General features: G+C 60.7%; 22 protein-coding genes. 2 read left to right on the top strand and 20 right to left on the bottom strand.

The annotated features are described in order from the left end of the window. Window positions 1-2: 2 nt before the first annotated feature. The 8 genes from AC1Z24_RS25780 to AC1Z24_RS25745 all read right to left on the bottom strand — a co-directional run bounded on the left by AC1Z24_RS25780 (window position 3) and on the right by AC1Z24_RS25745 (window position 9,796). Window positions 3-1,247, bottom strand: a complete 1,245-nt coding sequence (locus AC1Z24_RS25780) for an aspartate aminotransferase family protein (protein WP_483743241.1) — start codon at window positions 1,245-1,247, stop codon at window positions 3-5. Between the two features lie 27 nt (window positions 1,248-1,274). Continuing rightward, entirely contained in the window at window positions 1,275-2,561 is a 1,287-nt protein-coding gene (locus tag AC1Z24_RS25775) for a TRAP transporter large permease (protein ID WP_483743240.1), read from the bottom strand. After that, on the bottom strand, window positions 2,558-3,055 hold the full coding sequence (locus tag AC1Z24_RS25770; protein ID WP_483743239.1) for a TRAP transporter small permease: 498 nt from the start codon (window positions 3,053-3,055) through the stop codon (window positions 2,558-2,560). The genes AC1Z24_RS25775 and AC1Z24_RS25770 overlap by 4 nt, the downstream gene beginning before the upstream one ends. A gap of 6 nt (window positions 3,056-3,061) precedes the next feature. Further along, on the bottom strand, window positions 3,062-4,063 hold the full coding sequence (locus AC1Z24_RS25765) for a TRAP transporter substrate-binding protein (RefSeq protein ID WP_483743238.1): 1,002 nt from the start codon (window positions 4,061-4,063) through the stop codon (window positions 3,062-3,064). Window positions 4,064-4,307: 244 nt separating this feature from the next. Next, window positions 4,308-7,154 carry a valine--tRNA ligase gene (locus AC1Z24_RS25760; protein ID WP_483743237.1) on the bottom strand — a complete coding sequence of 949 codons (2,847 nt, stop codon included), beginning with the start codon at window positions 7,152-7,154 and terminating at the stop codon, window positions 4,308-4,310. Between the two features lie 192 nt (window positions 7,155-7,346). Beyond that, window positions 7,347-7,766, bottom strand: a complete 420-nt coding sequence (locus AC1Z24_RS25755) for a DNA polymerase III subunit chi (RefSeq protein ID WP_483743236.1) — start codon at window positions 7,764-7,766, stop codon at window positions 7,347-7,349. A gap of 7 nt (window positions 7,767-7,773) precedes the next feature. Next, window positions 7,774-8,202: a DNA polymerase III subunit chi gene (locus tag AC1Z24_RS25750; protein WP_483743235.1), complete on the bottom strand. Its 429-nt coding sequence runs from the start codon at window positions 8,200-8,202 to the stop codon at window positions 7,774-7,776. A gap of 103 nt (window positions 8,203-8,305) precedes the next feature. Then, a complete protein-coding gene (locus AC1Z24_RS25745; RefSeq protein ID WP_483743234.1) occupies window positions 8,306-9,796 on the bottom strand; it encodes a leucyl aminopeptidase in 1,491 nt (496 codons plus the stop codon). 322 nt (window positions 9,797-10,118) lie between these two features. Here AC1Z24_RS25745 and lptF point away from each other — a divergent pair, with 322 nt between their 5' ends. Together lptF and lptG are read left to right on the top strand one after the other, a co-directional pair. Further along, window positions 10,119-11,240, top strand: coding sequence for an LPS export ABC transporter permease LptF (gene lptF / locus AC1Z24_RS25740; RefSeq protein ID WP_483743233.1), 1,122 nt, complete (start codon window positions 10,119-10,121; stop codon window positions 11,238-11,240). Continuing rightward, window positions 11,233-12,294 (top strand): LPS export ABC transporter permease LptG, encoded by a 1,062-nt coding sequence (lptG, locus tag AC1Z24_RS25735; RefSeq protein WP_259105982.1) that lies wholly within the window; start codon window positions 11,233-11,235, stop codon window positions 12,292-12,294. The genes lptF and lptG overlap by 8 nt, the downstream gene beginning before the upstream one ends. Window positions 12,295-12,396: 102 nt before the next feature. Here lptG and AC1Z24_RS25730 read toward each other — a convergent pair whose 3' ends face one another. The 12 genes from AC1Z24_RS25730 to arcD all read right to left on the bottom strand — a co-directional run bounded on the left by AC1Z24_RS25730 (window position 12,397) and on the right by arcD (window position 26,928). Beyond that, a complete protein-coding gene (locus AC1Z24_RS25730; RefSeq protein ID WP_483743232.1) occupies window positions 12,397-12,885 on the bottom strand; it encodes an RDD family protein in 489 nt (162 codons plus the stop codon). Window positions 12,886-12,981: 96 nt separating this feature from the next. Next, a complete protein-coding gene (locus AC1Z24_RS25725; RefSeq protein ID WP_024689098.1) occupies window positions 12,982-13,194 on the bottom strand; it encodes a cold-shock protein in 213 nt (70 codons plus the stop codon). A 397-nt stretch (window positions 13,195-13,591) separates the two neighbouring features. Then, window positions 13,592-14,716, bottom strand: coding sequence for a glycine cleavage system aminomethyltransferase GcvT (gene gcvT, locus AC1Z24_RS25720; RefSeq protein ID WP_483743231.1), 1,125 nt, complete (start codon window positions 14,714-14,716; stop codon window positions 13,592-13,594). Between the two features lie 61 nt (window positions 14,717-14,777). Next, the gene (locus tag AC1Z24_RS25715) at window positions 14,778-16,154 is read right to left on the bottom strand and encodes an L-serine ammonia-lyase (protein ID WP_483743230.1); all 1,377 of its coding nucleotides are present in this window, start codon (window positions 16,152-16,154) and stop codon (window positions 14,778-14,780) included. Between the two features lie 183 nt (window positions 16,155-16,337). Further along, a complete protein-coding gene (gene gcvP, locus AC1Z24_RS25710; RefSeq protein WP_483743229.1) occupies window positions 16,338-19,202 on the bottom strand; it encodes an aminomethyl-transferring glycine dehydrogenase in 2,865 nt (954 codons plus the stop codon). Between the two features lie 9 nt (window positions 19,203-19,211). Continuing rightward, window positions 19,212-19,595 carry a glycine cleavage system protein GcvH gene (gene gcvH, locus AC1Z24_RS25705; RefSeq protein WP_483743228.1) on the bottom strand — a complete coding sequence of 128 codons (384 nt, stop codon included), beginning with the start codon at window positions 19,593-19,595 and terminating at the stop codon, window positions 19,212-19,214. Between the two features lie 408 nt (window positions 19,596-20,003). Continuing rightward, complete coding sequence (locus tag AC1Z24_RS25700; RefSeq protein ID WP_483743227.1) at window positions 20,004-21,512, bottom strand: sigma-54-dependent transcriptional regulator; 1,509 nt, start codon at window positions 21,510-21,512, stop codon at window positions 20,004-20,006. Between the two features lie 167 nt (window positions 21,513-21,679). Then, entirely contained in the window at window positions 21,680-22,036 is a 357-nt protein-coding gene (locus AC1Z24_RS25695) for a DUF5064 family protein (RefSeq protein WP_483743226.1), read from the bottom strand. 74 nt (window positions 22,037-22,110) lie between these two features. Continuing rightward, a complete protein-coding gene (arcC, locus tag AC1Z24_RS25690; RefSeq protein WP_483743225.1) occupies window positions 22,111-23,040 on the bottom strand; it encodes a carbamate kinase in 930 nt (309 codons plus the stop codon). A 155-nt stretch (window positions 23,041-23,195) separates the two neighbouring features. Further along, window positions 23,196-24,206, bottom strand: coding sequence for an ornithine carbamoyltransferase (locus AC1Z24_RS25685; protein WP_483743224.1), 1,011 nt, complete (start codon window positions 24,204-24,206; stop codon window positions 23,196-23,198). A gap of 13 nt (window positions 24,207-24,219) precedes the next feature. After that, on the bottom strand, window positions 24,220-25,476 hold the full coding sequence (gene arcA / locus AC1Z24_RS25680; RefSeq protein ID WP_483743223.1) for an arginine deiminase: 1,257 nt from the start codon (window positions 25,474-25,476) through the stop codon (window positions 24,220-24,222). Window positions 25,477-25,500: 24 nt separating this feature from the next. Beyond that, the gene (gene arcD, locus AC1Z24_RS25675; RefSeq protein ID WP_483743222.1) at window positions 25,501-26,928 is read right to left on the bottom strand and encodes an arginine-ornithine antiporter; all 1,428 of its coding nucleotides are present in this window, start codon (window positions 26,926-26,928) and stop codon (window positions 25,501-25,503) included. Between the last annotated feature and the right edge of the window lie 12 nt (window positions 26,929-26,940).

The raw sequence follows: 26,940 nt of genomic DNA, 5'->3' as shown, positions 1-26,940 counted from the left end.
AGTCAGGTCGCCGTGGCAGCCAGTTTACCGGCAGCGGCCTTATAGCCGTTGAGCAAAGCCTGCATCGCGGCTTCGTCATGGGCGAAGGTCAGGTAGATGCGCCCAAAAGCGAAAGGCATGGTCATGACGTTCTGCGCACGTAACGCCACATGCAGATCGAGACTCCACCGGGCATTGGCGATGGCAGCTGCCTGGGCATAGTCTGCAGGCGCCTTGTCGTTCGGCCACAGGGTAAACACGGAGCCATATCCGCTGCTGCTCAGGGGCAGTCCCTCATCGGCGAATGCGCGGATGATGTCCGAGCGCAGTTGGTTGCCGCGCCTGAGCAGCGGCAAATAGTCATGCTGGCGCAGTTGCTCCAGGGTTGCCACCACTGCCGCGCAAGCGGGCGGGTTGCCACTGTAGGTCCCGGCGCGAACGATGCGCTTGTCTTCAAAAAGCTGCATGATCTCGGGCTTGCCCAGCAACGCTGCGACCGGCACGCCACTGCCGATGGCTTTGCCGACTGTCGCCAGATCGGCATCGACGCCCAGCAAGTGCCCGGTCAGGCCTGCGTGCAGACGAAAACCCATGAGTACTTCGTCCAGTATGACCAGTGCACCCTGCTCATGTGCCTTATCGCTCAAATGCTTGAGATAGCCCGTCATGGGCTCGATGCAGCCAGCATTGGCCAATACCGGCTCGATGATCACGGCGGCAATGTCCGGGTATTCGTGGAACAAGCGGTCGATATCCGCGAAGTCGTTGTAACGCAGCAAGAGCATGCCATCGCGTTCGGGACGTGCTGCCGAGGCGGGCATTTGCGCTTCGCTGGAACCTGCATTACCGAACGCTACTTCATCGAACCAGCCGTCATAGCTGGCGGCGAACCGGACGATGCGTGTGCGCCCGGTGGCAGCCCGCGCAGTCCGACAGGCCAGGTGCACGGCTTCGCTGCCGGTATTGAGGAAGATGACCTGACTCAGCGGGCCCGTGTGGCTGACCAGAGAGCAGGCGGCCTCTGTTTCAAGATCATGGGCGAATGACGGCATGGGGCCACGCTGCAGGGCCTGGATGACTGGCGCTAGAACCTTGGGGGCGGCATGGCCGAGCATCGTTGCGCCAAAACCCATGGCGGTATCGACATATTGCTCGCCGTCGTTACCCCACAGCCAGGCTCCCTGTGAGCGCTGGACTATGAACGGCTGGCCGTCGATTTCAGGCAAAGCGCGGCCGCCGCTGGAAATACCACCGATTAGATGTTTCATGGATGTACCCTGAAAATTTAAAGGAAATCAGTAGCCCGTGATGCGTGGCAGCCATTGGGTCAGGCTTGGGAAGGCAATCAACAGGGCGATGGCGATGGCGGTGGCGAACCAGAACGGAATCAACTGGCGCGATACTGCGCCGATGTCGACACGCCCAACGTTACACACCACAAAAATGTTGGTGCCGATAGGTGGGGTGAACAGCCCCCAGCCCAGGGTCATGGTGAAGATCAGGCCTATCTGATAGGGATCGAACCCGGCGGTCTTGGCGATAGGCACCAGAATGGGCGCGAGGATGATCATCGCCGGGCCCAGATCGAGCCAGAAGCCAACAACTTTGAGTACCAGCACCACCAGCAAAATTGTCGCAATAGGCCCGGTATGCAGGTTGACGATCCATGAAGCTACGGTGTGCGGTACAAGTTCGAAGGTCAGAATCCAGCCGAAAGGCATAGCCACAGCCATGATAATCATCACCGAACCGGTGATGGTCACAGCCTCGGTAATGGCCGGGAACAGATCTTTCCACGCCAGTTGCCGATAGATCACCGTGCCGACGAAGATCGCATACAGCACTGACAGGGATGCGGCTTCAGTAGCAGTGGCAAAGCCGCTGACGATGGAGCCCAATACCATGATGGGCATCAATAACGCGGGCGACGCGCTCCACAGATCGCGCAGCAGGGCGAGCGCATCGAAGCGTTCGTCACTTTTCGGAAAGTTCTGGCGCACACCAATGATGTAGGCGGTGATCATGAACGTGGCGGCAAGCATGACGCCCGGCAACACTCCGGCCATGAACAGGCCACCAATGGAGGTGTTGGTCAACACGCCATAGAGGATCAGGATCACGCTGGGTGGCACGATAATGCCCAGTGTTCCCGATGCGGCCGTGACGGCCGCCGCGAATGCCCGTGGATAACCCCTGGCCTCCATGACCGGAATCATGACTTTGGCAACGGTGCCGGTGTCTGCTGTCGCCGATCCGGTCAAGCCGCCATAGACGAAAGCCGTGGCCACGTTGACCGGCCCGAGCCCGCCGCGCATGCGCCCGAAGCAATGTTCGGCGATGCGCATGATGCGCACGGTCAGTCCGCCCCGATTCATTAACTCTCCGGCCAGCAGAAACAGCGGAATCGAGGCCAGGGTGGATGAATCGGCGCCGCGCACAGCCTGTTGCGCCAGCCATGACCAAGGCATGTGCAGATCGCCCAGGGCCAGGGCGGCAATGCTGCCCCCGGCCATGGCCCAGACCACCGGTACGCCGGCCATCAGCAGGCAGAAGAACGCCAGAAAAAGAATCAGAACGGTCACAGGGCTTTCTCCCGGCGGTTGAATATGACCCATAACCGCACCAGAGCAATGATCGCCAGCATGGCTGAGGCACTGATCAGGGCCAGCATGGTCAGCCCGGATGGCCAGCGCAGCACCGGCGTGGGTAATGCCCAGCCGCGGCTGATCGCGGCACTGCCACTGATCAGCAGCCAGATACTGATGATCAATAGCGTCAGACAGCCGAGACCTTCGAGCCCGCGCTGCACCTTGCCTGGCAACAGCGACACCAGGCCCTGGAAGCTGACGTTCTCGTGGCGCAGCTCGGCAATCACGGCACCGACAAACGTGACCCAGACAAAGCTCATCGTGGCTATTTCGAACGACCATTCGAAGCCGTGAAGGCCGAAATAGCGGGCGAAGACACCCGCCAACGTCGAGATGAACGTTACGATGAACATCGCGACGCCGATCACCGACAGTACGCGCTCGGGCCAGGAGTGTGGCGTTTGCTCAGAGGGCAGGATGGTGGACATGATCAGTCACTCGCCCTGGGCATCGTGGCGAAGTTTCTCGACGAAGTCAGGACCCCAGACGGCCCCGAAATGCTCATAGACAGGCTTGCTCAGGCTACGGAATGCAGTGGTGTCGACCTGATTGAACTTGACCCCCTTGGCTTCCATTTCCTTCTGGATTTTGGCGTAGACGTCATCCAGTTGAGCGCGATACCAGGTTGTCGTGTCGGCGACCGCATGATTGAGTGCGGTACGGTCAGCGGCGCTAAGACTGTCGTATTTGTCCTTGTTGATGAACCAGAAGTTGGCTGACCAGATGTAGTTGGACACCGAGACGTTTTTCGCCACTTCGTACCATTTCTGATCGTAGAAATCCCGAAGCTCCGGTTCCACCCCATCCACTACCCCGGCTTGCAGCGAGGTGTAGACCTCACCGAATGGAATTGACTGCCCCAAAGCGCCCAGTTGCTTGATGGTGGTCAGGATCACAGGGTTGGGCGGGGTGCGAATCTTCAGGCCAGCCAGATCGGCGGGATTAGTGATGGGGTGCTTGCTATTGGCAAATTGACGAAACCCCGAATCCAGCGCGGTAAGCATCATAAAGCCGTTGTCGTGGCCCATCGTAAGAAACTGCTTGCCCGCCGGGCTGTCAAGGTAGGCGTGGACGCTTTTTTCATCCTTGAACAGGAACGGCAAGGATAGAGCGTTGAGCTTGGGATCGATGCCATCCACCGACCCCCCCAGGCCAATGTCGATCGCACCAGCACCCACCGAGTCGACAATCGGAGCTTCATCACCCAACTGGCCGTCCGGGTAAATCTGGATTTTCAGGTCACCCTTGGTTTCGGCGCTGACCTGCGCGGCAAACTTGATCATCGCCTGATTGATCAGGCTGTCGCTGCTCGAGGCATGAGCCAGGCGCAAGGTTTGCTCAGCCATGGCCGTGCTCATGCACGAAAGCAGGGCCAAGCCCAGGACCGTACGCTTGAAACTGGGTAACCGGGAATTGCCTTTGAATGCTGCAAACATTTCGAATACTCCGCCGATTGCTGTCTGCAAGAGTTATCCGATGCGTGGGATTTCAAGTCAATAAATGCTGGCCTTTTGCTCATTAAGATCATAAATACCACTATACGATTATTAATCTTATTCAATAACTAATTGATTTTAATCATTTTAATTTTAATCGTTTAACGGGCTGGTTATTTTCAAAGCAAAAAAAAGAGGCCCGTGAAGGGGCCTCTCTTGTCAGCGCAACGACCGCCGTACAGGCTTACAAACTGGCAATCCGCGCATGTTGCTCGGCCAATTTGCCCAAAGCCTGTTCGGCTTCGGTCAGTTTGGCGCGCTCCTTGGCGATCACCTCAGGCGGTGCCTTGTCGACGAACGCGGCGTTGGACAGCTTGCCGCCCACGCGTTGCACTTCGCCCTGCAGACGCTGGATTTCCTTGTCCAGGCGCGCCAGTTCCGCGCCCTTGTCGATCAGGCCGGCCATGGGTACCAGCACTTCCATCTCGCCGACCAGGGCGGTCGCGGACAGCGGTGCTTCGGCGCCTTCGGCCAGGACGGTGATGGACTCGAGCTTGGCCAGCTTTTTCAGCAGGTAGTCGTTTTCGCTGAGGCGACGCTGGTCTTCGGCGCTGACGTTCTTGAGGAACAGTTGCAGCGGCTTGCCCGGGCCGATGTTCATTTCCCCGCGAATGTTACGCACGCCGAGCATCAGGCCCTTGAGCCATTCGATGTCGTTCTCGGCGGCTTCGTCGATGCGTGCTTCGTTGGCCACCGGCCAGGGTTGCAGCATGATGGTCTTGCCGCTCGCGCCCGCCAGCGGCGCCAGGCGCTGCCAGATTTCTTCGGTGATGAAGGGCATGAACGGGTGCGCCAGGCGCAAGGCCACTTCCAGCACGCGTACCAGGGTACGGCGGGTGCCACGCTGACGTTCGATCGGTGCGGTTTCGTCCCACAGCACAGGCTTGGACAATTCCAGGTACCAGTCGCAGTACTGGTTCCAGATGAACTCGTACAGGGCCTGGGCGGCCAGGTCGAAACGGAACTGATCCAGTTGGCGGGTCACTTCGGCTTCGGTGCGTTGCAGCTGCGAGATGATCCAGCGATCAGCCAGGGACAGTTCGACTTCTTCGCCGTTCTGGCCGCAGTCCTCGCCCTTGTCCAGCACGTAGCGGGCGGCGTTCCAGATCTTGTTGCAGAAGTTGCGATAGCCTTCGACACGGCCCATGTCGAACTTGATGTCGCGACCGGTGGACGCCAGTGAGCAGAAGGTGAAGCGCAGGGCGTCGGTGCCGTAGCTGGCGATACCGTCGGCGAACTCGTCGCGGGTCTGTTTTTCGATTTTTTTCAGCAGTTTCGGCTGCATCAGACCGGTGGTGCGTTTGGCCACAAGGTCTTCGAGTTCGATACCGTCGATGATGTCCAGCGGGTCAAGGACGTTGCCCTTGGACTTGGACATCTTCTGACCCTGGCCATCGCGGACCAGACCATGCACGTACACCGTCTTGAACGGTACCTGCGCGGTGCCGTCTTCGTTCTTCACCAAATGCATGGTGAGCATGATCATCCGGGCGACCCAGAAGAAAATGATGTCGAAGCCGGTGACCAGCACGTCGGTGGAGTGGAAGGTTTCCAGCGCCTTGGTCTTTTCCGGCCAGCCGAGGGTGGAGAAGGTCCACAGGCCCGAGCTGAACCAGGTGTCGAGTACGTCGTTGTCCTGCTGCAGGGCGATGTCCGGGCCAAGGTTATGCTTGGCACGTACTTCGGCTTCGTCGCGGCCGACATACACCTTGCCGGACTCGTCGTACCAGGCCGGAATACGGTGGCCCCACCACAGCTGGCGGCTGATGCACCAGTCCTGGATATCGCGCATCCAGGAGAAGTACATGTTTTCGTATTGCTTGGGCACGAAGGCGATGCGGCCATCTTCCACGGCGGCGATGGCTGGTTCAGCCAACGGCTTGGTGGAGACATACCACTGGTCGGTCAGCCACGGCTCGATGATGGTGCCGGAGCGGTCGCCCTTCGGTACTTTCAGGCCGTGGTCGTCAACGCTGACCAGCAGGCCGGCGGCGTCGAACGCGGCGACGATCTGCTTGCGTGCCTCGAAACGATCCAGACCGGCGTATTGCGCAGGCAGAGTGCCGTCAACGCTTTCGTTTAGGGTGCCGTCGAGGTTGAATACCTGGGCGGCCGGCAGTACGGCGGCGTTCTTGTCGAAGATGTTGAGCAGCGGCAGGTTGTGGCGCTTGCCGACTTCATAGTCGTTGAAATCGTGGGCCGGGGTGATTTTCACGCAGCCGGTGCCGAATTCAGGATCGCAGTAGTCGTCGGCGATGATCGGGATACGACGGCCGACCAGGGGCAGTTCGACGAACTTGCCGATCAGTGCCTTGTAGCGCTCATCCGCCGGGTTTACCGCGACGGCGGCGTCGCCGAGCATGGTTTCCGGGCGGGTGGTGGCAACGATCAGGTAATCCAGGCCGTCAGCGGTTTTCGCGCCGTCAGCCAGGGGGTAGCGCAGGTTCCACAGGAAGCCTTTCTCGTCGTGGTTTTCCACTTCCAGATCGGAAATCGCCGTGTGCAGCTTGGTGTCCCAGTTGACCAGGCGCTTGCCGCGGTAGATCAGGCCGTCTTCATGCAGGCGCACGAAGGCTTCCTTGACCGCGTCGGACAGGCCGTCATCCATGGTGAAACGCTCGCGGCTCCAGTCTACGGACGAGCCCAGACGGCGAATCTGGCGGCTGATGTTGCCACCGGACTGGTCTTTCCATTCCCAGATTTTTTCCAGAAATTTCTCGCGACCCAGTTCGTGGCGGTTCTGGCCCTGGGCTTCGAGTTGGCGCTCTACCAGCATTTGCGTGGCGATACCGGCGTGGTCGGTGCCCGGCTGCCACAGGGTGTTGCGACCCTGCATGCGGCGGAAACGGATCAGGGCGTCCATGATCGCGTTGTTGAAACCGTGGCCCATGTGCAGGCTGCCGGTCACGTTCGGCGGCGGGATCATGATGGTGTACGAGTCACCCGCGCCCTGCGGAGCGAAGTAATTCTCGGACTCCCAGGTCTGATACCAGGAAGTTTCGATGGCGTGCGGCTGGTAGGTCTTGTCCATGCGCGGCGGGAACCTGATTGGCATTAATTCGGGAAAGCCGACAAGTATAGCGAGGGGGGGAGCCTGAGGCCACCAGTGGGCGGTTTTAAGCTGCGAGTGGTGGGTGGCGAGCTACGAGCTACGAGCTTAAAGCCTACAAGACATCCTGACGTGCTTCACTCCGCTTCTAGCTCGAGGCTCGCAGCTCGCAGCCTAATCCTGATACTGGCTCAAAAGTCGCTCCAACCTTACATCCAGCCGCCGCTTGATCTCGGTCTCGATATGCGGGGCGAAGTCGTCGATCACGTCTTGCATGATCAGTTGCGCGGCGTCGCGCAGTTCGCGATCCAGATGCAGCAGGGCGTCGGCCTTGCTGACGGCCGGTTTTTTCGGCGCTGGTACCGGAGCGGGCGCGGGTGTCGGGGTCAGGGTGGGGATGCGGCTGTCGTCGCTGTCGAAGTCCAGTTCGGGCGTCAGGTTGGGCTGGGCGCCGACCACATCGAACAACAGGGGAATCTGGGTTTCGCCCGAAGAGGCGGGGGCTGGCTGGGATTCATCGCCGAGCAGTTGGCGGATCGATTCGAGATCGTCCAGCAGGTGTGCGGCTTCTTTCTGAGGTTTTGAAGTGTCCATCGGTTACTCAAAGACGCTGTAGACGGTGATCCTGCAGAGGATAGCCCTGTTCGCGGTAGAAGCGGAAACTCTCTCGCGCGGCCAGACGAATTGCCGGGTCTTCGACGACGATCTCGGCTACACGGGCAAAGTTCTTGAAGAACGCCGGGATGCGCAGGTCGAGATTGACCAGCAGGTCCTGATGTACGCCGGCATCGTCGCCCAGGCCCAGTACTACCGCTGCGTCATGATCGTCCTCGGCGCTGCCATGGGGCACGAAGGCTTCGCCCTTGAAGCGCCACAGGCGGGCATCCAGTTCTTCGCGCTGCGCGGCATCGCTGCAGTGCAGATAGACCTTGTGCCCCAGGCGCCAGGCTTTGTCGGTCAGCTTGCAGGCAAAATCCAGGCGCGCGACGGGATCGGCGCTGGGCAGGATGTAGAAATCGACTTGGGTCATGGCATGTCCAGAAAGTCTGCCGGGCTATATAGATAGACCGGCAGGTTTGCGAGGCTTTAAGGGCTGCACGAAAGGTCGAGCGCAGCCACTTTTCGTGGAGAGCCTAGGCGCCGACGCGGTCCAGCAGGTACTGAGTCAGCAACGGAACCGGACGGCCAGTGGCGCCCTTGTCCTTGCCACCGCTCAGCCATGCGGTGCCGGCGATGTCCAGATGCGCCCAGTCGAAGGACTTGGCGAAGCGCGACAGGAAGCACGCAGCGGTGATGGTGCCGCCTTTCGGCCCGCCGATGTTGGCGATGTCGGCGAACGGGCTGTCCAGTTGCTCCTGGTATTCGTCGAACAGCGGCAGTTGCCAGGCACGGTCGTCAGCCAGCTTGCCCGCATCGAGCAACTGGTTGATCAGGGTGTCGTTGTTGCCCAGCAGCCCGGATGTGTGGCCGCCCAGCGCGACGACGCAGGCGCCGGTCAGGGTCGCGATGTCGATTACCGCCTGTGGCTTGAAGCGTTCGGCGTAGGTCAGGGCATCGCACAGCACCAGACGGCCTTCGGCGTCGGTGTTGAGGATTTCCACGGTCTGGCCGCTCATGGTAGTGACGATGTCGCCCGGGCGAGTTGCGGTGCCGCTCGGCATGTTCTCGGCTGCGGCGATGATGCACACCAGGTTGATCGGCAGTTGCAGTTCCAGCACGGCACGCAGGGTGCCGAATACGCTGGCGGCGCCGCACATGTCGAATTTCATTTCGTCCATTGCAGCGGCTGGCTTGATGCTGATGCCGCCGGTATCGAAGGTGATGCCTTTACCGACCAGCACGAACGGCTTCTCGCTTTTCTTGCCGCCCTGGTAGTTCATCACGATCAGGCGCGGCGGCTGAGCGCTGCCCTGGGCCACGGCGAGGAACGAACCCATGCCCAGCTCGGCGAGTTTCTTCTCGTCGTGCACTTCGACTTTCAGGTTCTTGTGGGCTTTGCCCAGGGCCTTGGCTTGCTCACCGAGGTAAGTCGGGTGGCAGATGTTCGGCGGCATGTTGCCCAGGGTACGGGTGAAGGCCATGCCGGTCGCGATGGCCTGGGCGTGGGTCGCGGCGCGTTCGACGTCAGCAGCGCTGGCCTTGGCAGTCAGCAGGGTAATTTTCTTCAGCGCGCGCGGTTCGGCTTTCTGGCTCTTGAACTGGTCGAAGACGTATTCGCCATCGGCCAGGGTTTCCACCAGCAGGCGGGCCTTGCCGTAGGCTTCGCGATTCTTGACGGTCAGATGATCCAGCGCCAGGGCTGCGTCAGTGCCGCCCAGGCCTTTAAGAGTCGATAGCACGCCACTGACGATTTTCTTGAACTGGCGGTCAGACAATGCCTCATCTTTACCGCTGCCAACCAGCAGCACGCGCTCGGCCTTGAGGTTGGGCAGGCTGTGCAGCAGCAGGCTCTGGCCGACCTTGCCTTGCAGGTCGCCGCGCTTGAGCACGGCGCTGATGGCGCCGCCGCTGAGGGTGTCGACGCTTTTCGCCACGTCACCAAGGGTGCGGCCTTCACCTACTGCAATGACCAGGGTGGCGGTCTTCAAGGTTTCTGGGCTGACGCTTTTAACAACCAATTCCATGTCGGGGTCCCCGAAAGGGCGATGTGCTATCGCCGAATAAATAAGGTGCGCGGTACGTCTATCACATGCGTACCAGCGGCTGGCCCGCAGTTTGACCCTGCGGCACGACCGCTGACAAGCCCGTAGCCCACTTGGCAGGCGGGGATGTAGGACGACCTTGTACGAAGTATCCGGCGTGCGCAGTGACAGACACCCTCATTCACTGGATAATGCCGCATATTTTTTCACGGTTCATGCCTGTCTTGCTCATACCATTCGTGTTCCGTTCGATCATTTTTCCCTTGTTCGGCTGCCTGAGCCTGACAACTCTGGAGTGTCCGGTTTGATTGTTTTTCGTTATCTGTCCCGGGAAGTGCTGGTTACCATGGGTGCGGTCAGCGCCGTGCTGTTGGTCATCATCATGAGCGGGCGCTTCATCAAATATCTGGCCCAGGCCGCCTCGGGGCAACTGGACCCCAGCGCTCTGTTCCTGATCATGGGCTATCGCCTGCCAGGCTTTATGCAGTTGATCCTGCCTCTGGGACTGTTCCTCGGGATCCTGCTGTCCTACGGGCGCCTGTATCTGGAAAGTGAAATGACTGTGCTCGCCGCCACCGGCATGAGCCAGCAACGCCTGCTGCGCATCACCATGGCCCCGGCCCTGGTGGTGGGCCTGCTGGTGGCCTGGTTGAGCTTCAGCCTGGCGCCACTGGGGGCGACGCAGTTCGCCATGTTGATCAACAAGCAGGACGCCCTGACCGAGTTCGACACCCTGGTGCCGGGCCGCTTCCAGACCCTGCGCGACGGCAGCCGCGTGACCTACACCGAAGAGCTCTCCGATGACCGGATCAAGCTGGGCGGTGTGTTCATCACGGAAAAACGCATTGCCGGCGAGAAATCCAAGGACCACGGCATCACGGTGCTGGTCGCGGAAAAGGGCCACCAGGAAATCAAGCCTGACGGCAGCCGCTTCCTGATCCTGGAAAACGGCTACCGCTATGACGGCAACCCCGGTGAAGCCGATTATCGGGCGATCAAGTACGACACTTACGGCGCGCTGCTGCCCAAGCCCGATATCAGCGATGAAATCACCGACCGTGACGCCATCGCCACCAGCGAGCTGATCGGCAACCCGACGCCGCGCTACAAGGCCGAGCTGCAATGGCGGATTTCCCTGCCGATCCTGGTCTTTATCGTGACTCTCATGGCCGTGCCGCTGGCCCGGGTCAACCCGCGTCAGGGACGTTTCCTCAAGCTGCTGCCGGCGATTCTTCTTTATATGGCTTACCTGACGATCCTTATCGCTGCCCGTGGCGCGCTTGAGCGCGGCAAGCTGCCGATGAGCCTGGGCCTGTGGTGGGTGCATGGGATATTCCTGGCGATCGGACTGATGCTGCTGTACTGGGAACCTCTGCGCCTGAAGATGGCCAGCCGCCGCGCCGCAGCGGAGGTGACCCGTGGTTAAGATTGATCGCTATATCGGCAAGAGCGTCTTCGTCGCCATTATCGGTGTGCTGGGCGTGATTCTTGGCCTTGCTTCGCTGTTTGCCTTTATCGATGAGATGGCTGACGTCAGCGACACCTATACCCTCATGGATGTCCTCAGTTTCGTCACCCTGACCGCTCCGCGACGCATGTACGACATGTTGCCGATGGCGGCTTTGATCGGCTGCCTGATCGGTCTGGGCAGCCTGGCGAGCAGCAGTGAACTGACCATCATGCGCGCGGCCGGGGTTTCCATCGGCCGTATCGTCTGGGCGGTGATGAAGCCCATGCTGGTGCTGATGGTCGCGGGGCTGTTGATCGGTGAGTACGTTGCGCCGGTTACCGAGAACATTGCCCAGTCCAACCGCTCCTTGGCCCAGGGCACCGGTGATGCACAGAGTTCCAGGCATGGCCTGTGGCATCGCCAGGGGCAGGAGTTCATCCATATCAACACCGTGCAACCCAACGGCCTGTTGTATGGCGTGACCCGCTACAGCTTCGACGGCGAGCGGCACATGCTGACCTCGAGCTTTGCCAAGCAGGCCAATTACAAGCACAACGCCTGGGAGCTGACCGACGTTACGACGACCTATTTCCGCAAGGACAAGACCGAAGTCATCAACGTGCCTTCCGAGCACTGGGAGATCGCCCTCAGCCCGCAGCTGTTGAGCACCGTGGTATTGCCGCCGGAGTCCCTGTCGATCAGCGGCTTGTGGGGCTATTCCCACTATCTCGCTGATCAGGGGCTGGCCAATGGTAAATATTGGCTGGCGTTCTGGACCAAGGTGCTGCAGCCACTGGTCACGGTGGCGCTGGTGTTGATGGCGATCTCGTTCATCTTCGGCCCGCTGCGCTCGGTGACCCTTGGCCAGCGAGTATTTACCGGTGTGCTGGTGGGCTTCACCTTCCGCATCTTCCAGGACCTGCTGGGGCCGTCGAGCCTGGTATTCGGCTTCTCGCCGCTGTTCGCGGTGCTGGTGCCTGCCGGGGTCTGCGCTTTGGCGGGGATCTGGTTATTGCGTAGGGCGGGCTAATGTAGGACCGGCTTTAGCCGGGAGGGCGCTCTCGCGGCTAAAGCCACTCCTACACATGTCACCACACAAGAAACCGGCGTCGAGCCGGTTTTTTGTGGGCGCTTATTTCTTCTGTTTCGGCACCCGCACCAACTGGCTGTTGGAATACCGGTCATGCCAGCTGCGGTTCTGCTTGTCGAACAACGCCCAGATAAAACCCAGCCCCAGGCATAGCCACGAGGCGATGGCGATCATGAAGCGCAGCAGGGCCTGGGTCAGGCTGATCCCGGTGCCATCGGCGTTCTGCACTCGAATCCCCCAGACCTGCATACCCAGAGTCTGCCCCGAGTGGGTCCAGAACTTGGCGAAGAAGGCGAACAGCACAAAAAACAGGATGGTGGACAACAGTGGATCGCCGTCCAGCGAGCCGGACTCTGACATCGCCTTGAGCTTCGCTTCGCCGACAAAACCCATCAGCACCAGTTTGTAGACCAGCGCGGTGACCATCAGCAGTGCCAGGCACAGAAAGGCGTCATAGAAGATAGCGGCCAGGCGTCGGCCCAGGCTTGCGGCAGGATAGCTGCCTTGAGGGCGCAGCAGGTGTTTCGACATGAGCTATGTCTCGGTCACGAAAAACCGGATTCTACGAAATTGCACGCAAAAAAAAGCCCCTGATGTCAGCATCAAGGGCTTTTTCATCACTGAGGCTTACGCTTCAGCTTGAACCTCATCAGCTTGCATGCCTTTCTGGCCCTGCACAGCGATGAAGGTCACTTTTTGGCCTTCTTTCAGGCTCTTGAAACCGTTGCCCTGAATAGCGCGGAAGTGCACGAACAGATCCGGACCGCTTTCTGGAGTGATAAAACCAAAACCCTTCTCGTCGTTAAACCACTTGACGGTACCGCTCTGACGTGTAGACATTTTCTTATTTCCTTGGAGCTTAGAATTGATGACAGTCTCTTTCACACGAAAGAGTACTGGGCTGGTTGCAGGAAGTAAGACACGTAGAACGGGATGTAGCAAAGCTTAGAGCTACTGCCCAGGTCACGATCCAAGCGACCTTTGCAAACACAGTCAGGAAACTCTACGCTAACTCTTGTTACAAAAACAAGCCCCCGTATCAGCCCCGGTTTCAGGCAGTTTTGCCCACTTTTTAAAAAGTTTTACTGAAAGTACCGGATCGATAGTTTTTAACTCTTTGACGCACTTTGCTAGTGCGTGCACTGCTCATAAACAGTGCTCTTTTGGTATGCCGAGTGAGTAATGATGTAACAGTATTGGGGCAATACTGTTACACCCCTTTCTTTGCCGTCAGGTCTTAGCCGCGGAAGTAACGCTGCGGTACAAACGGCATTTTGCTGACCAACATCGCAACTTTCTTGCCGCGCACAATGGCCCAGACCGGTGTTTCCAATGCATTGAAGGCACTGTCGACATAACCCATGGCCAACGGCCCACCCAGGGTCGGACCGAAGCCGCCGCTGCATACGCTGCCGATCACGGTGCCGTCGGCGTCGACGATTTCCGCGCCTTCACGCACCGGAGTGCGCTCCTGCGGCAACAGGCCGATGCGCTTGCGCGCCACGCCACCTTTCTGTTGGGCAAAGATCGTTTCGGCGCCGGGGAAGCCGCCGGCACGGGCGCCATCGGCACGACGTACCTTGGATATTGCCCACAGCAGGCTGGCTTCGATGGGCGTGGTTTCGGTGTTCATGTCGTGGCCGTACAGGCACAGGCCGGCCTCCAGGCGCAGGGAGTCACGGGCGCCGAGGCCGATAGGCGCGACTTCCGACTCGGCCAGCAGGGCGCGGGCCAGGGTTTCGGCCTGATCAGCCGGGACCGAGATTTCATAGCCGTCTTCGCCGGTGTAGCCCGAGCGGCTGACGTAGCAGTCGATGCCCAGCAGTTGCACGCTGGCGAACTGCATGAACGTCATGCTCGCCACCTGCGGTGCCAGGCGCGCCAGTACGGTGACCGCAGCCGGGCCTTGCAGGGCCAGCAGGGCGCGGGCTTCGAACAGCGGTTCGACGGTGCAGTGGTCGGCCAGATGCTTGCGCAGGTGCGCCAGGTCTTCATTTTTGCAGGCGGCGTTGACCACCAGCATCAGTTGATCGTTGCCCAGGTTGGCGACCATCAGGTCGTCGAGGATACCGCCTGTTTCGTTGGTGAACATTGCGTAGCGCTGCATGCCCACCGGCAGGTCGATGATGTCCACCGGCACCAGGGTTTCCAGGGCCTTGGCGGCATCAGCGCCAGTGAGGCGAATCTGGCCCATGTGGGAGACGTCGAACAGACCGGCCTTCTCACGAGTGTGCAAATGTTCTTTCATGACCCCGGCCGGGTACTGCACGGGCATGTCGTAACCGGCGAAGGGCACCATTTTGGCGCCGAGTTCGCGATGCAGGGCGTGGAGCGGGGTGATCAACAGTTGTTCGGTGGACATGCATGACTCCTTGGTGCCAGCGGCCGACAGGGCCGCACAGCGCGATTGAATGAGGCCGGTTTCAGCACTCGATAATGTTCACGGCCAGCCCGCCACGGGCGGTCTCTTTGTATTTGCTTTTCATGTCGGCGCCGGTCTGGCGCATGGTGCGGATCACTTTGTCCAGAGAGACAAAGTGCTGGCCGTCACCGCGCAGGGCCATGCGCACAGCGTTGATGGCTTTCACCGAGCCCATGGCGTTGCGCTCGATGCAGGGCACCTGCACCAGGCCGCCAATCGGGTCGCAGGTCAGGCCCAGGTTGTGTTCCATGCCGATTTCTGCGGCGTTCTCAACCTGCTGGACATTGCCGCCCATGACCTCACACAAGGCCCCGGCGGCCATGGAACAGGCCACGCCGACTTCGCCCTGGCAGCCGACCTCGGCGCCGGAAATCGACGCGTTTTCCTTGTACAGAATGCCAATGGCCGCTGCCGTGAGCAGGAAGCGCACCACCGCGTCCTCGTTGGCGCCGCTGTTGAAGCGCATGTAGTAATGCAGCACTGCCGGGATAATCCCCGCCGCGCCGTTGGTAGGTGCGGTGACAACCCGGCCGCCATTGGCGTTTTCTTCGTTGACGGCCAGGGCGTACAGGTTCACCCAGTCCAGCACCGACAAGGCATCACGCAACGCGGCCTCCGGGTTCTTGCACAGCTGACGGTGCAGCGCCGCAGCCCGACGCTTGACCTTCAGCCCGCCCGGCAGGATGCCCTCGTTGCGGCAACCCGCTTCCACGCAGTCCTGCATGACCTGCCAGATATGCAGCAGGCGCTGGCGGGTTTCGGCTTCTGGGCGCCACGCCGCTTCGTTGGCCAGCATGACCTGACTGATGGACAGGCCATGGGTGGTGCAATGGCCGAGCAATTCCTTGCCGGTCTTGAACGGGTAAGTCAGCGGCGTGGTGTCTTCGACGATACGGTCGGCGCCGGCGGCGTCTTCATCGACGACGAAGCCGCCACCGACCGAGTAATACTCGCGGCTGCGAATCTGCAAACCGGCTTCGTCAAAGGCACGAAAGATCATTCCGTTGGGGTGATAGGCCAGGGGTTTGCGGATCATTGCCAGGTGTTGTTTTTCAATGAACGCAATGCTGTGTTCACCCAGCAGATTGATGCGCTCGCTGCTGCGGATGCGCGCCAGTTGCTCGGCGACGTGTTCGGTATCCACGCTATCCGGGTATTCGCCTTCCAGGCCCAGCAGGACCGCCTTGTCGCTGCCGTGGCCCTTGCCGGTGGCGCCAAGCGAGCCGTACAGCTCGACCTTGACGCTGGCAGTGCTCAGCAGCAGGTCGTCACGGCGCAGCCCTTCGACAAAGCGAACGGCAGCGAGCATGGGACCGACGGTGTGGGAACTGGATGGGCCGATGCCAATCTTGAACAGGTCGAAAACACTCAGGGACATGATCAGGCTCCGGTTTTTATTGTTAGGTAAAACTGTTGGCAATTTCATCGGAAGCGGACTCTGTGGGACCGGCTTCAGCCGGGAAGACTGCCTGGCAGACGATAGAGGTATATCGACTGTTCCGGCCTCTTCCCGGCTAAAGCCGGTCCCACATAGGGCATTCCTACAGTTTGATCCGTGCTGTTACGCCTCTTGATAGCTCTCGATCGACGGGCACGCGCAGACCAGGTTACGGTCGCCGAACACGTTGTCGACCCGGCCAACCGGCGGCCAGTACTTGCCGTCGATCAGTGATTCGACCGGGTAAACGGCCTGTTCGCGGCTGTAGCTGTGGGTCCATTCGCCGACGATTTCCGCCGCAGTGTGCGGGGCGTTTTTCAGCGGGTTGTCGTCCTTGTCCAGCGTGCCGTTCTCCACCGCGCGGATTTCGTCGCGGATCTTGATCATGGCGTCACAGAAGCGGTCCAATTCTTCCCTGGATTCGCTTTCGGTCGGTTCGATCATCAGGGTGCCAGCGACCGGGAACGACATGGTTGGCGCATGGAAGCCGAAGTCGATCAGGCGCTTGGCGACGTCATCGACGCTGATGCCGCTGGTTTCTTTCAGCGGACGCAGGTCGAGGATGCACTCGTGAGCCACCAGGCCGTTGCTGCCGCTGTAGAGCACTGGGTAATGCTCTTCCAGGCGACGGGCGATGTAGTTGGCGTTGAGGATCGCCAGCTGCGAGGCGCGCTTGAGGCCTTCGCCGCCCATCATGCGGATGTACATCCAGGTGATTGGCAGGATGCTGGCGCTGCCGAACGGCGCCGCGCTGACTGCGCCTTCCTTGCGTGCCATATGGCCGTGGCCGGGCAGGAACGGGGTCAGGTGCGACTTGACGCCGATCGGGCCGACGCCCGGGCCGCCACCGCCGTGAGGGATGCAGAAGGTCTTGTGCAGGTTCAGGTGGGACACGTCGCCGCCGAACTTGCCTGGGGCGCAGAGGCCGACCATGGCGTTCATGTTGGCGCCGTCGATGTACACCTGGCCGCCGTTGTCATGAATGATCGAGCAGATTTCGCGGATGCCTTCCTCGAACACGCCGTGGGTCGACGGGTAGGTGATCATCAGCGCCGCCAGTTGCTCGCGGTGTTCTACGGCTTTGGCGCGCAGGTCTTCGATATCGACGTTGCCACGGGCATCGCAGGCGGTGACGACAACGCGCATGCCGGCCATGTTGGCGGTGGCCGGGTTGGTGCCATGGGCCGACGACGGAATCAGGCAGATATCACGACGACCTTCGCCACGGCTCTGGTGGTAGGCGCGGATGGCCAGCAGGCCTGCGTACTCACCCTGGGAGCCAGCGTTGGGTTGCAGGGAGATCGAGTCGTAGCCGGTCGCGGCGCAGAGCATCGCTTCCAGCTCAAAGGTCAGTTGCTGATAACCGGCACTCTGCTCGACGGGAGCGAACGGGTGCAGGTTGCCGAACTCGGCCCAGGTGATCGGGATCATTTCGCTGGCGGCGTTGAGCTTCATGGTGCACGAACCCAGCGGGATCATCGTGCGATCCAGAGCCAGGTCCTTGTCGGCCAGCTTGCGCAGGTAGCGCATCAGCTCGGTTTCCGAGTGATAGCGGTTGAATACCGGATGGCTGAGGATCGCCGACTGACGCAGCAGCGGCGCAGGCAGGTGAGCCTTGACGCTGGCAGCCAGGGTTGCGAAGTCCGGCAGGCTCTGGCCGCTCTTGGCGAAGATCGCCCACAGGGTCTCGATGGACGACTGCGAAGTGGTTTCGTCGATGGACAGACCCAGGCGCTCGGTGTCGATTTCCCGCAGGTTGATCTGATGGGCGCGGGCTTTGGCATGCAGCTCGGCGGTCAGGGCGCCGGTGCGCACGCTGACGGTGTCGAAGAAGAACGACTGCTCGATCTCCAGACCCAGTTGACCCAGGCCCTTGGCGAAGATCGCGGTCAGTTGATGTACGCGCTTGGCGATGCGGGTCAGACCCTGCGGGCCGTGGTAGACGGCGTACATGCTGGCGATGTTGGCCAGCAGCACCTGAGCAGTGCAGATGTTGCTGGTGGCCTTCTCGCGACGGATATGCTGTTCGCGGGTCTGCATGGCCAGGCGCAGGGCCTGCTTGCCATGACGGTCAACCGAAACACCGACCAGACGGCCCGGCATGTCGCGCTTGAATGCATCGCGGGTAGAGAAGTAGGCCGCGTGCGGACCACCGAAGCCCAGCGGCACGCCGAAACGCTGGGCGCTGCCGATGGCCACGTCGGCGCCGAACTCGCCCGGCGGGGTCAGCAGGGTCAGGGCCAGCAGGTCGGCGGCTACGGCAACCAGGGCACCGGCGGCGTGGAAGCGCTCGGCCAGTTCACGGTAGTCGAACAGATCGCCATTGCTGGCCGGGTATTGCAGCAGGGCGCCAAAGAACGCGCTGACATCGTCCAGGCCGCGCTCGTCGGCGACGACCACAGTGATGCCCAGAGGCTCGGCACGGGTGCGCAGCACGTCGAGGGTCTGCGGATGGCAATGGCTGGAGGCGAAGAACTGGGTGCTGCTTTTGTTCTTGCTCAGGCGCTTGCAGAAGGTCATGGCCTCGGCGGCGGCAGTGGCTTCATCGAGCAACGAGGCGTTGGCGATGGGCAGGCCGGTGAGGTCGCTGATCAGGGTCTGGAAGTTCAGCAGCGATTCCAGACGGCCCTGGGAAATTTCTGGCTGATACGGGGTGTAAGCGGTGTACCAAGCCGGATTTTCCAGCAGGTTGCGCAGGATCGGGGCTGGGGTGTGGGTGTTGTAGTAACCCTGGCCGATGTAGGTCTTGAACAGCTGGTTCTTGCCGGCAATGGCCTTGATCGAGGCCAGGGCGTCGGCTTCGCTCTGCCCGGCAGGCAGGTCGAGGACGCTGGTGCCCTTGATGCTGTCCGGGATGACGCTGGCGCTCAGGGCTTGCAGCGAGTCGAAGCCCAGGGTCGCGAGCATGGCGCTTTCATCAGCGGCACGCGGGCCGATATGGCGGGCGATGAATTCGTTGGCGGTGCTCAATTCGATACGGTCAGTCATGTCGGCTCCTCAGGCGTCAGCGTTGGCTTTGATCAGGCGGTCGTAGGCTTGCTGATCCATCAGGCCATCGATGGCACTGGCATCTTGTGGGATGAAGCGGAAGAACCAGCCGGCGCCCAGGGCGTCTTCGTTGACCAGTTCAGGGGTGCTGTCCAGCGCCGAATTGACTTCGACTACTTCGCCATCGAGGGGCATGTTGATGCTGCTGGCAGCTTTTACCGATTCCACTACCGATACTTCGGCGTGTTGAGTGTAGGACTGTAATTCCGGGAGTTGCACATAGACCACGTCACCGAGGGATTCCTGGGCGTAAGGCGTAATGCCGACCGTGACACTGCCATCGGCTTCGGCGCGAAGCCATTCGTGTTCAACGGTAAAACGCAACTCGCTCATAAAAACTCCTCAAGGTGAAGGGCTCGTGACAGGCACGAGCGTTATGGCGAAATACATAGCAAAAAAGCAGCCAATATTAAAATATTGTTATATATCAATATCTTAGTTATTTTTGATAGTCTTGTTTTTGCTGTGGCTGTAGCGAAATCGATACAGCTGATGGCGGCTGGAAAATACTTATGGGATCAAGGCCTTGGCGGGCGTGGACATGCGAAGGTCGTAATGAATTCGTTACGGTGTATTGAATTCATTCCGTGCGTGTCTGCAAAAACGACTGCTCGGCAATGATGGACCCAAACGCTGTGGGACCGGCTTTAGCCGGGAAGAGGCCAGTGAACTCGATACATCTTGATTGTCTGTACCGACGCCTTCCCGGCTAAAGCCGGTCCCACAGATTTGCAGCCTGTCTTATGCCTTCCCTGGAATCCCGTACTTGCGCAGCCGATGGGCAATGGCGGTATGCGAGGTTTGTAGCCGAGCGGCCAACTGGCGGGTTGAAGGGTAGTCGCTGTAGAGCTTTTCCAGCAGGGCTTTTTCAAAGCTTTCCACGGCCTGTTCCAAACTGCCGACTTCGCTCTCGCTGGTCAGGGCCATCGCGGTGCCAGCGATGTCCAGGTCGCCGATGTCCACCAGATTGCCGTCGCAGATGGCGGCGGCGCGGAAGATCACGTTCTGCAACTGACGCACGTTGCCCGGCCAGCGATTGCCCAGCAGCGCCGGATAGGTGCCGGTGGCCAGGCGGCAGACCGGGCGCTGGATCTGCGCGCAGGCCTGTTCCATGAACGAGCGCGCCAGCAACAGGATGTCTTGGCCGCGTTCACGCAGGGGCGGCACTTCCAGGTTGAGCACGTTGAGGCGATAGAACAGGTCTTCGCGGAAAGTCCCCTCGCTGACCATCTTTTCCAGATTGCGGTGAGTGGCGCTGAGAATGCGCACGTTGACCTTTACCTCGCGGTCGCCACCGACCCGGCGGAAGCTGCCGTCATTGAGAAAGCGCAGTAGCTTGGCCTGCAGGTACGGTGACATTTCGCCGATCTCGTCGAGAAATACCGTGCCCTGATTGGCCAGCTCCATCAGCCCCGGCTTGCCGCCGCGCTGGGCGCCGGTAAAGGCGCCGGGGGCGTAGCCGAACAGTTCGCTTTCGGCGAGGTTTTCCGGCAGGGCCGCACAGTTCAGCGCCAGAAAAGGCGCCGCCTGGCGCGCACTGGTGGCGTGGCAGGCGCGGGCCACCAGCTCCTTTCCGGTGCCGGTCTCGCCCTGAATCAGCAGTGGTGCATCGAGGGCCGCGACCCGTTGCGCCCGTGCCTTGAGGGTACGGATGGCCGGGGACTCGCCGAGCAGTGCGTCAAATCCTTCGGCGTGATCATGGTGTAGCGCCGCCAGACGTTCGCCGATGCGGCTCGGTTGATACAGCGTTAGCAGGGCCCCAGCGTCGGTGATGGGCGTAGCATCGAGCAGCAACGCTTCGCCGTTGAGGGTGACTTCACGCAGCGGCAGGCGGAAAGCGTTCTCCAGCAGGGCGCTGTGCAGCCCGGCGTCGGCAAACAACTCGCCCACAGCTTCACCGGTGGGGTCGCGGCCAATCAAGGCGATCAGCGCCGGGTTGCCAAGCAGCACATGCCCGGCGCTGTCCAGGGCCAGTACCGGATCGGTCATGGCCGCGAGCAAGGCATCGAGTTGCAGGTGACGACGCTGCCCGGGAAGGATATCCACCACCGTGATCGCCTCGACGCCACGCACCCGGAACAGCGCGTCCTTGAGTTCTTCGAGCACTTGATGGCTGAGGGTCGGCGCGTCGATATAGACGTTGGGCGGCACCATCTCCACCGCATCCAGATTCAGATTGCGCCCACCGAGGATCGCCAGAACTTCCTGGGTAATACCGACTCGGTCGATGAAACTGACGTGGATACGCATGGGGGATCAAGGGTTCCGGGCGAGGAAAGGCGCCAGTATGCCTTGATGGGTGGGGGTTCTCTACATTGTGGGACCGGCTTTAGCCGGGAAGGCGTCGGTATGATCGACACAATTTTAGTGTCTATTGCATCGCCTTCCCGGCTAAAGCCGGTCCCACCAAAGCTAAATCAGGTCAGATGCTCAGGCTTCACCGGCTCGCCCGACTGGGCGTGCAGCTTGGCCCTTACATCCTCGAACATGGCGTCGTAATCCTTGTGCATGGCCAGGGGCAGGCCGGTGTTGTGCGGCAGGCCGTTTTTCAGGGCGATGCGATTGGCGTCGTGGGCGAAGTTGAAGGCCATGTCCCGGGGCAGCAGAAACTGGTCTTCGAAGGCATTGCCGTTGACCTGGCCCTGCATGCGAAACAGCATGCAGGTGCCTTCCGTTGCGTCTTGGCTGACCTCGTAGTGAATATGAATGTCGTAGCCGAAATCCGACGGTTGCAGTGGCACGCGGGTGATGTGCAAGTGTCCTGGCTCAAACATGACGTGATTCCCCGGAGATAGGTGGTGTGAAAGATACAGACCCTGAGCCCGCGACAAGGGTTCAGGGCTCATGCTCAACGGTATTCGATGCCCTGACTTGCCGTGCTGATGCGTGTTCCGGCGCGGCCTGCGACGATCTCTTCAATATCCGCCAGTGCGCCGATCACCGCTACCTTGCCGGTATTGCGGGCGAACTCGCAAGCAGCTTGCACCTTGGGGCCCATGGAGCCAGCGGCAAAGCCGAGTTTTTCCAGCGCATCGGGGTGGGCGTGGGCGATGGATTTCTGCGTCGGCTTGCCCCAGTCGATACAGGCCGCCGCGACGTCCGTGGCGATGACCAATAAATCGCTCCCCAGTTGCTCGGCCAGCAGTGCCGAGCACAGGTCTTTATCGATCACCGCCTCGATACCGCGCAGGCTGCCGTCCCCTGCGTACATCGTTGGAATGCCGCCGCCACCGGCACAGATCACGATGACGTCTTTTTCCAGCAGCCACTGGATCGGGCGTATCTCGAAAATGCGCCGGGGCCGGGGGCTGGCGACTACGCGGCGGAAATACTCGCCGTCCGGCGCGATGGCCCAGCCTTTTTCTGTGGCCAGACGCTCGGCTTCTTCGCGGCTGTAGACCGGGCCGATGGGTTTGCTCGGATGTTCGAAGGCCGGGTCGTTGGCATCGACTTCGACCTGGGTCAGCAGCGTGGCGAAGGGTTTTTCCACCGGCAGCAGGTTACCCAGTTCCTGTTCGATCATATAACCGATCATGCCCTCGGTTTCGGCGCCCAGAACATCCAGCGGATAGGGTGAAACCGGTGTGTAGGCCGCTGCCTGCAAGGACAGCAGGCCGACTTGCGGGCCGTTGCCATGGGCAATAACCAGTTGATTGCCGTCGACGATGCGGGCGATCTGCTCGGTGGCGACGCGTATATTGGCGCGCTGGTTGTCGGCGGTCATGGGCTCACCACGGCGAAGCAGGGCGTTGCCGCCCAGGGCTACGACGATTCGCATATCAGCTCCTCTTTTTAACTGAATTGACCTCAATCTCCGGGGACCTTTCTGTGGGACCGGCTTTAGCCGGGAAGGCGGTATCAGGGATCATGGATATGTGTTGGTCGTACCAAAGCTTTCCCGGCTAAAGCCGGTCCCACCCATAGCAATACGGTTTAGATATCGGCCAACGCCGCCACCAGAATCGCCTTGATGGTATGCATGCGGTTTTCCGCTTGCTCAAAGGCAATGTTGGCCGGTGATTCGAAGACTTCTTCGGTCACTTCCACGCCATTGGCCAGGTGCGGGTAGCGGCTGGCGATGTCTTTGCCGACCTTGGTTTCGCTGTTATGAAAGGCGGGCAGGCAGTGCATGAATTTGACTCGCGGATTCTCTGCGGCCTTCATCATCTGTGCGTTGACCTGGTAGGGCAGCAACTGCTTGATGCGCTCGTCCCAGGCCTCCACCGGTTCGCCCATGGAGACCCAGACGTCGGTGTGGACAAAGTCCACACCCTTGACGGCGACTTTCGGGTCTTCGGTCAGGGTGATGCGTGCGCCGCTCTCTTGGGCAAAGCCACGGCACTGGGCGATGAATTCTTCGCTCGGCCACAGGGCCTTGGGCGCGCCGATGCGTACGTCCATGCCCAGCTTGGCACCGATCATCAGCAGCGAGTTGCCCATGTTGTAGCGGGCGTCGCCCAGGTAGGCGTAGCTGATGTCGTGCAGCGGTTTGTCGCTGTGCTCGCGCATGGTCATGGTGTCGGCGATCATTTGCGTCGGGTGGAATTCGGCGGTCAGGCCGTTGAATACCGGCACACCGGCGAATTTCGCCAACTCTTCGACGATTTCCTGCTCGAAGCCACGGTATTCGATGGCGTCGAACATGCGTCCCAGCACCCGGGCGGTGTCCTTCATGCTTTCCTTGTGGCCGATCTGCGACGACACCGTATCGATATAGGTGACGTGGGCGCCCTGATCATGGGCCGCGACCTCAAAGGCGCAGCGGGTGCGGGTCGAGGTCTTTTCGAAGATCAGCGCGATGTTCTTGCCCTTGAGGTGCTGCTGTTCGGTGCCGGTGTACTTGGCGCGCTTGAGGTCCCGGGACAGGTCGAGCAGGTAATGCAGTTCGCGGTTGCTGTGGTGCATCAAGCTCAGCAGGCTGCGGTTGCGCATATTGAAAGCCATGATCGTATTCCTCTTAGTAGTCGACGGCGTCGCGGGTGATCGGGCAGGTCATGCAATGACCGCCGCCGCGTCCGCGCCCCAGTTCGCTGGCGCTGATGGTGATGACTTCCACCCCGGCCTTGCGCAACAGGGTGTTGGTGTAGGTATTGCGGTCGTAACCGATGACCACGCCGGGTTCCAGAGCCACCACGTTATTGCCGTCGTCCCATTGCTCACGCTCGGCGGCGAAGCTGTTGCCACCGGTCTCGACGATGCGCAGGGTCTTGAGGTTGAGGGCCTTGGCCACGGTTTCCAGGAAGCTGCCTTCTTCGCGGCGGATATCGATGCCGCTGGGCTGGCTGTCGTCCGGGCGCAGGCTGAAGGCGACGATCTGGCTGACCACTTCCGGGAAGATGGTCACCAGGTCGCGGTCGCAGAAGCTGAATACGGTGTCCAGGTGCATGGCGGAGCGGGACTTGGGCAGACCGGCGACGATCACTCGCTCTACGGCGTTGTGCTTGAACAGGTTGCGCGCCAACTGGCCGATGGCCTGATGGGAGGTGCGCTCGCCCATGCCGATCAACACGATGCCGTTGCCCAGGGGCATGACATCGCCGCCTTCCAGGGTCGCGCTGCCGTGATCCTGATCCGGGTCGCCATACCAGATCTGGAAATCGGCCTGGGCGAACTGCGGATGGAATTTATAGATAGCGCTGGCCAGCAGGGTTTCCTGGCGCCGAGCGGGCCAGTACATCGGGTTGAGCGTGACGCCGCCGTAGATCCAGCAGGTGGTGTCGCGGGTGAATTGGGTGTTGGGCAGCGGCGGCAGAATGAAGCTGGAATGACCGAGGAAGTCGCGGAAGATTTCGATGGTCTTGCCGCCGAAGCTGCTCGGCAGATCGTCCGCCGATACGCCGCCGATCAGGTACTCGGCGCACTTGCGTGGTTCCAGGCTGCGCAGCCAACTGGCGACTTCGTGGATCAGGCCGACGCCGATTTGATTGGCGGTGATCTTGCGCTCGATGATCCACTCCAGGGCTTCGGGAATGGCGACGATATCGGTCAGCAGGTTGTGCATTTCCAGCACTTCGATATTGCGTTCGCGCATCTTGGTGACGAAGTCGAAGTGATCGCGTTTGGCCTGGTTGACCCATAGCACATCGTCGAACAGCAGTTCGTCGCAGTTGTTCGGGGTCAGGCGCTGATGGGCCAGGCCGGGGGAGCAGACCATGACCTTGCGCAGTTTGCCCACTTCCGAGTGGACGCCCAGTTTCACGTTATCCGAAGACATATCCGTTTCCTTCAATGACAAGAATCAGAGGCTCAGAAAGCCCGAGTACAGGCCGTAGGCGGCGATCAGTGCGCCGATGACCACGGCCACGAAAATCAGCTTTTCCACGGTGGTGAAGACCGGTTTGCCGGTTTCAAAGCGGGCCTTGGCGAACAGGATTGCGCCCGGTGCGTAGAGCAGGGCCGAGAGCAGCAGGTACTTGAGGCCGCCGGCATAGAGCAGCCAGATGGCATAAGTCAGGGAGATAGCGGCGATGATCAGGTCTTTCCTGCGCTCGCCCAGGGCGTTTTCGTAGGTCTCGCCACGCGCCGCCAGCAGCAGGGCGTAGGCCGCCGACCACAGGTAAGGCACCAGAATCATCGAGGTCGCCAGATAGATCAGCGACAGGTAAGTGCTGGCCGAGAACAGGGTGATGATCAGGAACAGCTGGACCATGGCATTGGTCAGCCACAGGGCGTTGGCCGGGACGTGATTGGCGTTTTCCTTGCGCAGAAAGGCCGGCATGGTGTGATCGCGGGCGGCGGCAAAGAGGATTTCCGCACACAGCAGCACCCACGACAGCAGCGCTCCGAGCAGGGAGACGATCAGGCCGATGCTGATCAGCACCGCGCCCCAGTGGCCGACCACATGTTCCAGCACGGCGGCCATGGACGGGTTAGGCAGTTTTGCCAGTTCCGGCTGGGTCATGATGCCCAGGGACAGCACGTTGACCAGGACCAGCAGCAACAGCACGGTGACGAAGCCGAGAATGGTGGCCTTGCCGACATCCGAGCGCTTTTCTGCGCGAGCCGAGAAGATGCTCGCGCCTTCAATGCCGATGAACACCCAGACGGTGACCAGCATCATGTTGCGCATCTGGTTCATCACGCTGCCCAGATTGGCGTTGCCGCTGCCCCAGATATCCGCGCTGAATATGTCCAGCTTGAAGGCGAACAGGGCAATCAGCACGAACAGCAGCAGGGGCACGATCTTGGCGACGGTGGTCACCAGATTGATGAACGCTGCCTCACGGATACCGCGCAGCACCAGGAAGTGTACGGCCCACAGCAATACCGACGAGCCAATGATGGCGGCGACGGTATTGCCCTCGCCGAATACCGGGAAGAAGTAGCCAAGGGTGCTGAACAGCAGCACGAAATAACCGACGTTGCCCAGCCAGGCGCTGATCCAGTAACCCCAGGCCGACGAGAAGCCCATGTAGTCACCGAAGCCGGCCTTGGCGTAGACATAGACGCCGCCATCCAGATCAGGTTTGCGATTGGCCAGGGTCTGGAATACGAAGGCCAGGGTCAGCATGCCGACGGCGGTGATGGCCCAGCCGATGAGAATGGCGCCGACGCCTGCACTGGCCGCCATGTTCTGCGGCAGAGAGAAAATCCCGCCACCGATCATTGAACCGACGACCAGCGCGACCAGCGCACCGAGTTTGAGTTTGCCGGGGGTAGCGGACATGGCACTGCTCCA

The organism is Pseudomonas sp. JL23 (assembly GCF_056933585.1).
The sequence above is the reverse complement of the archived record's forward strand: the minus strand, read 5'-3'. Positions and strand labels throughout refer to the sequence as shown.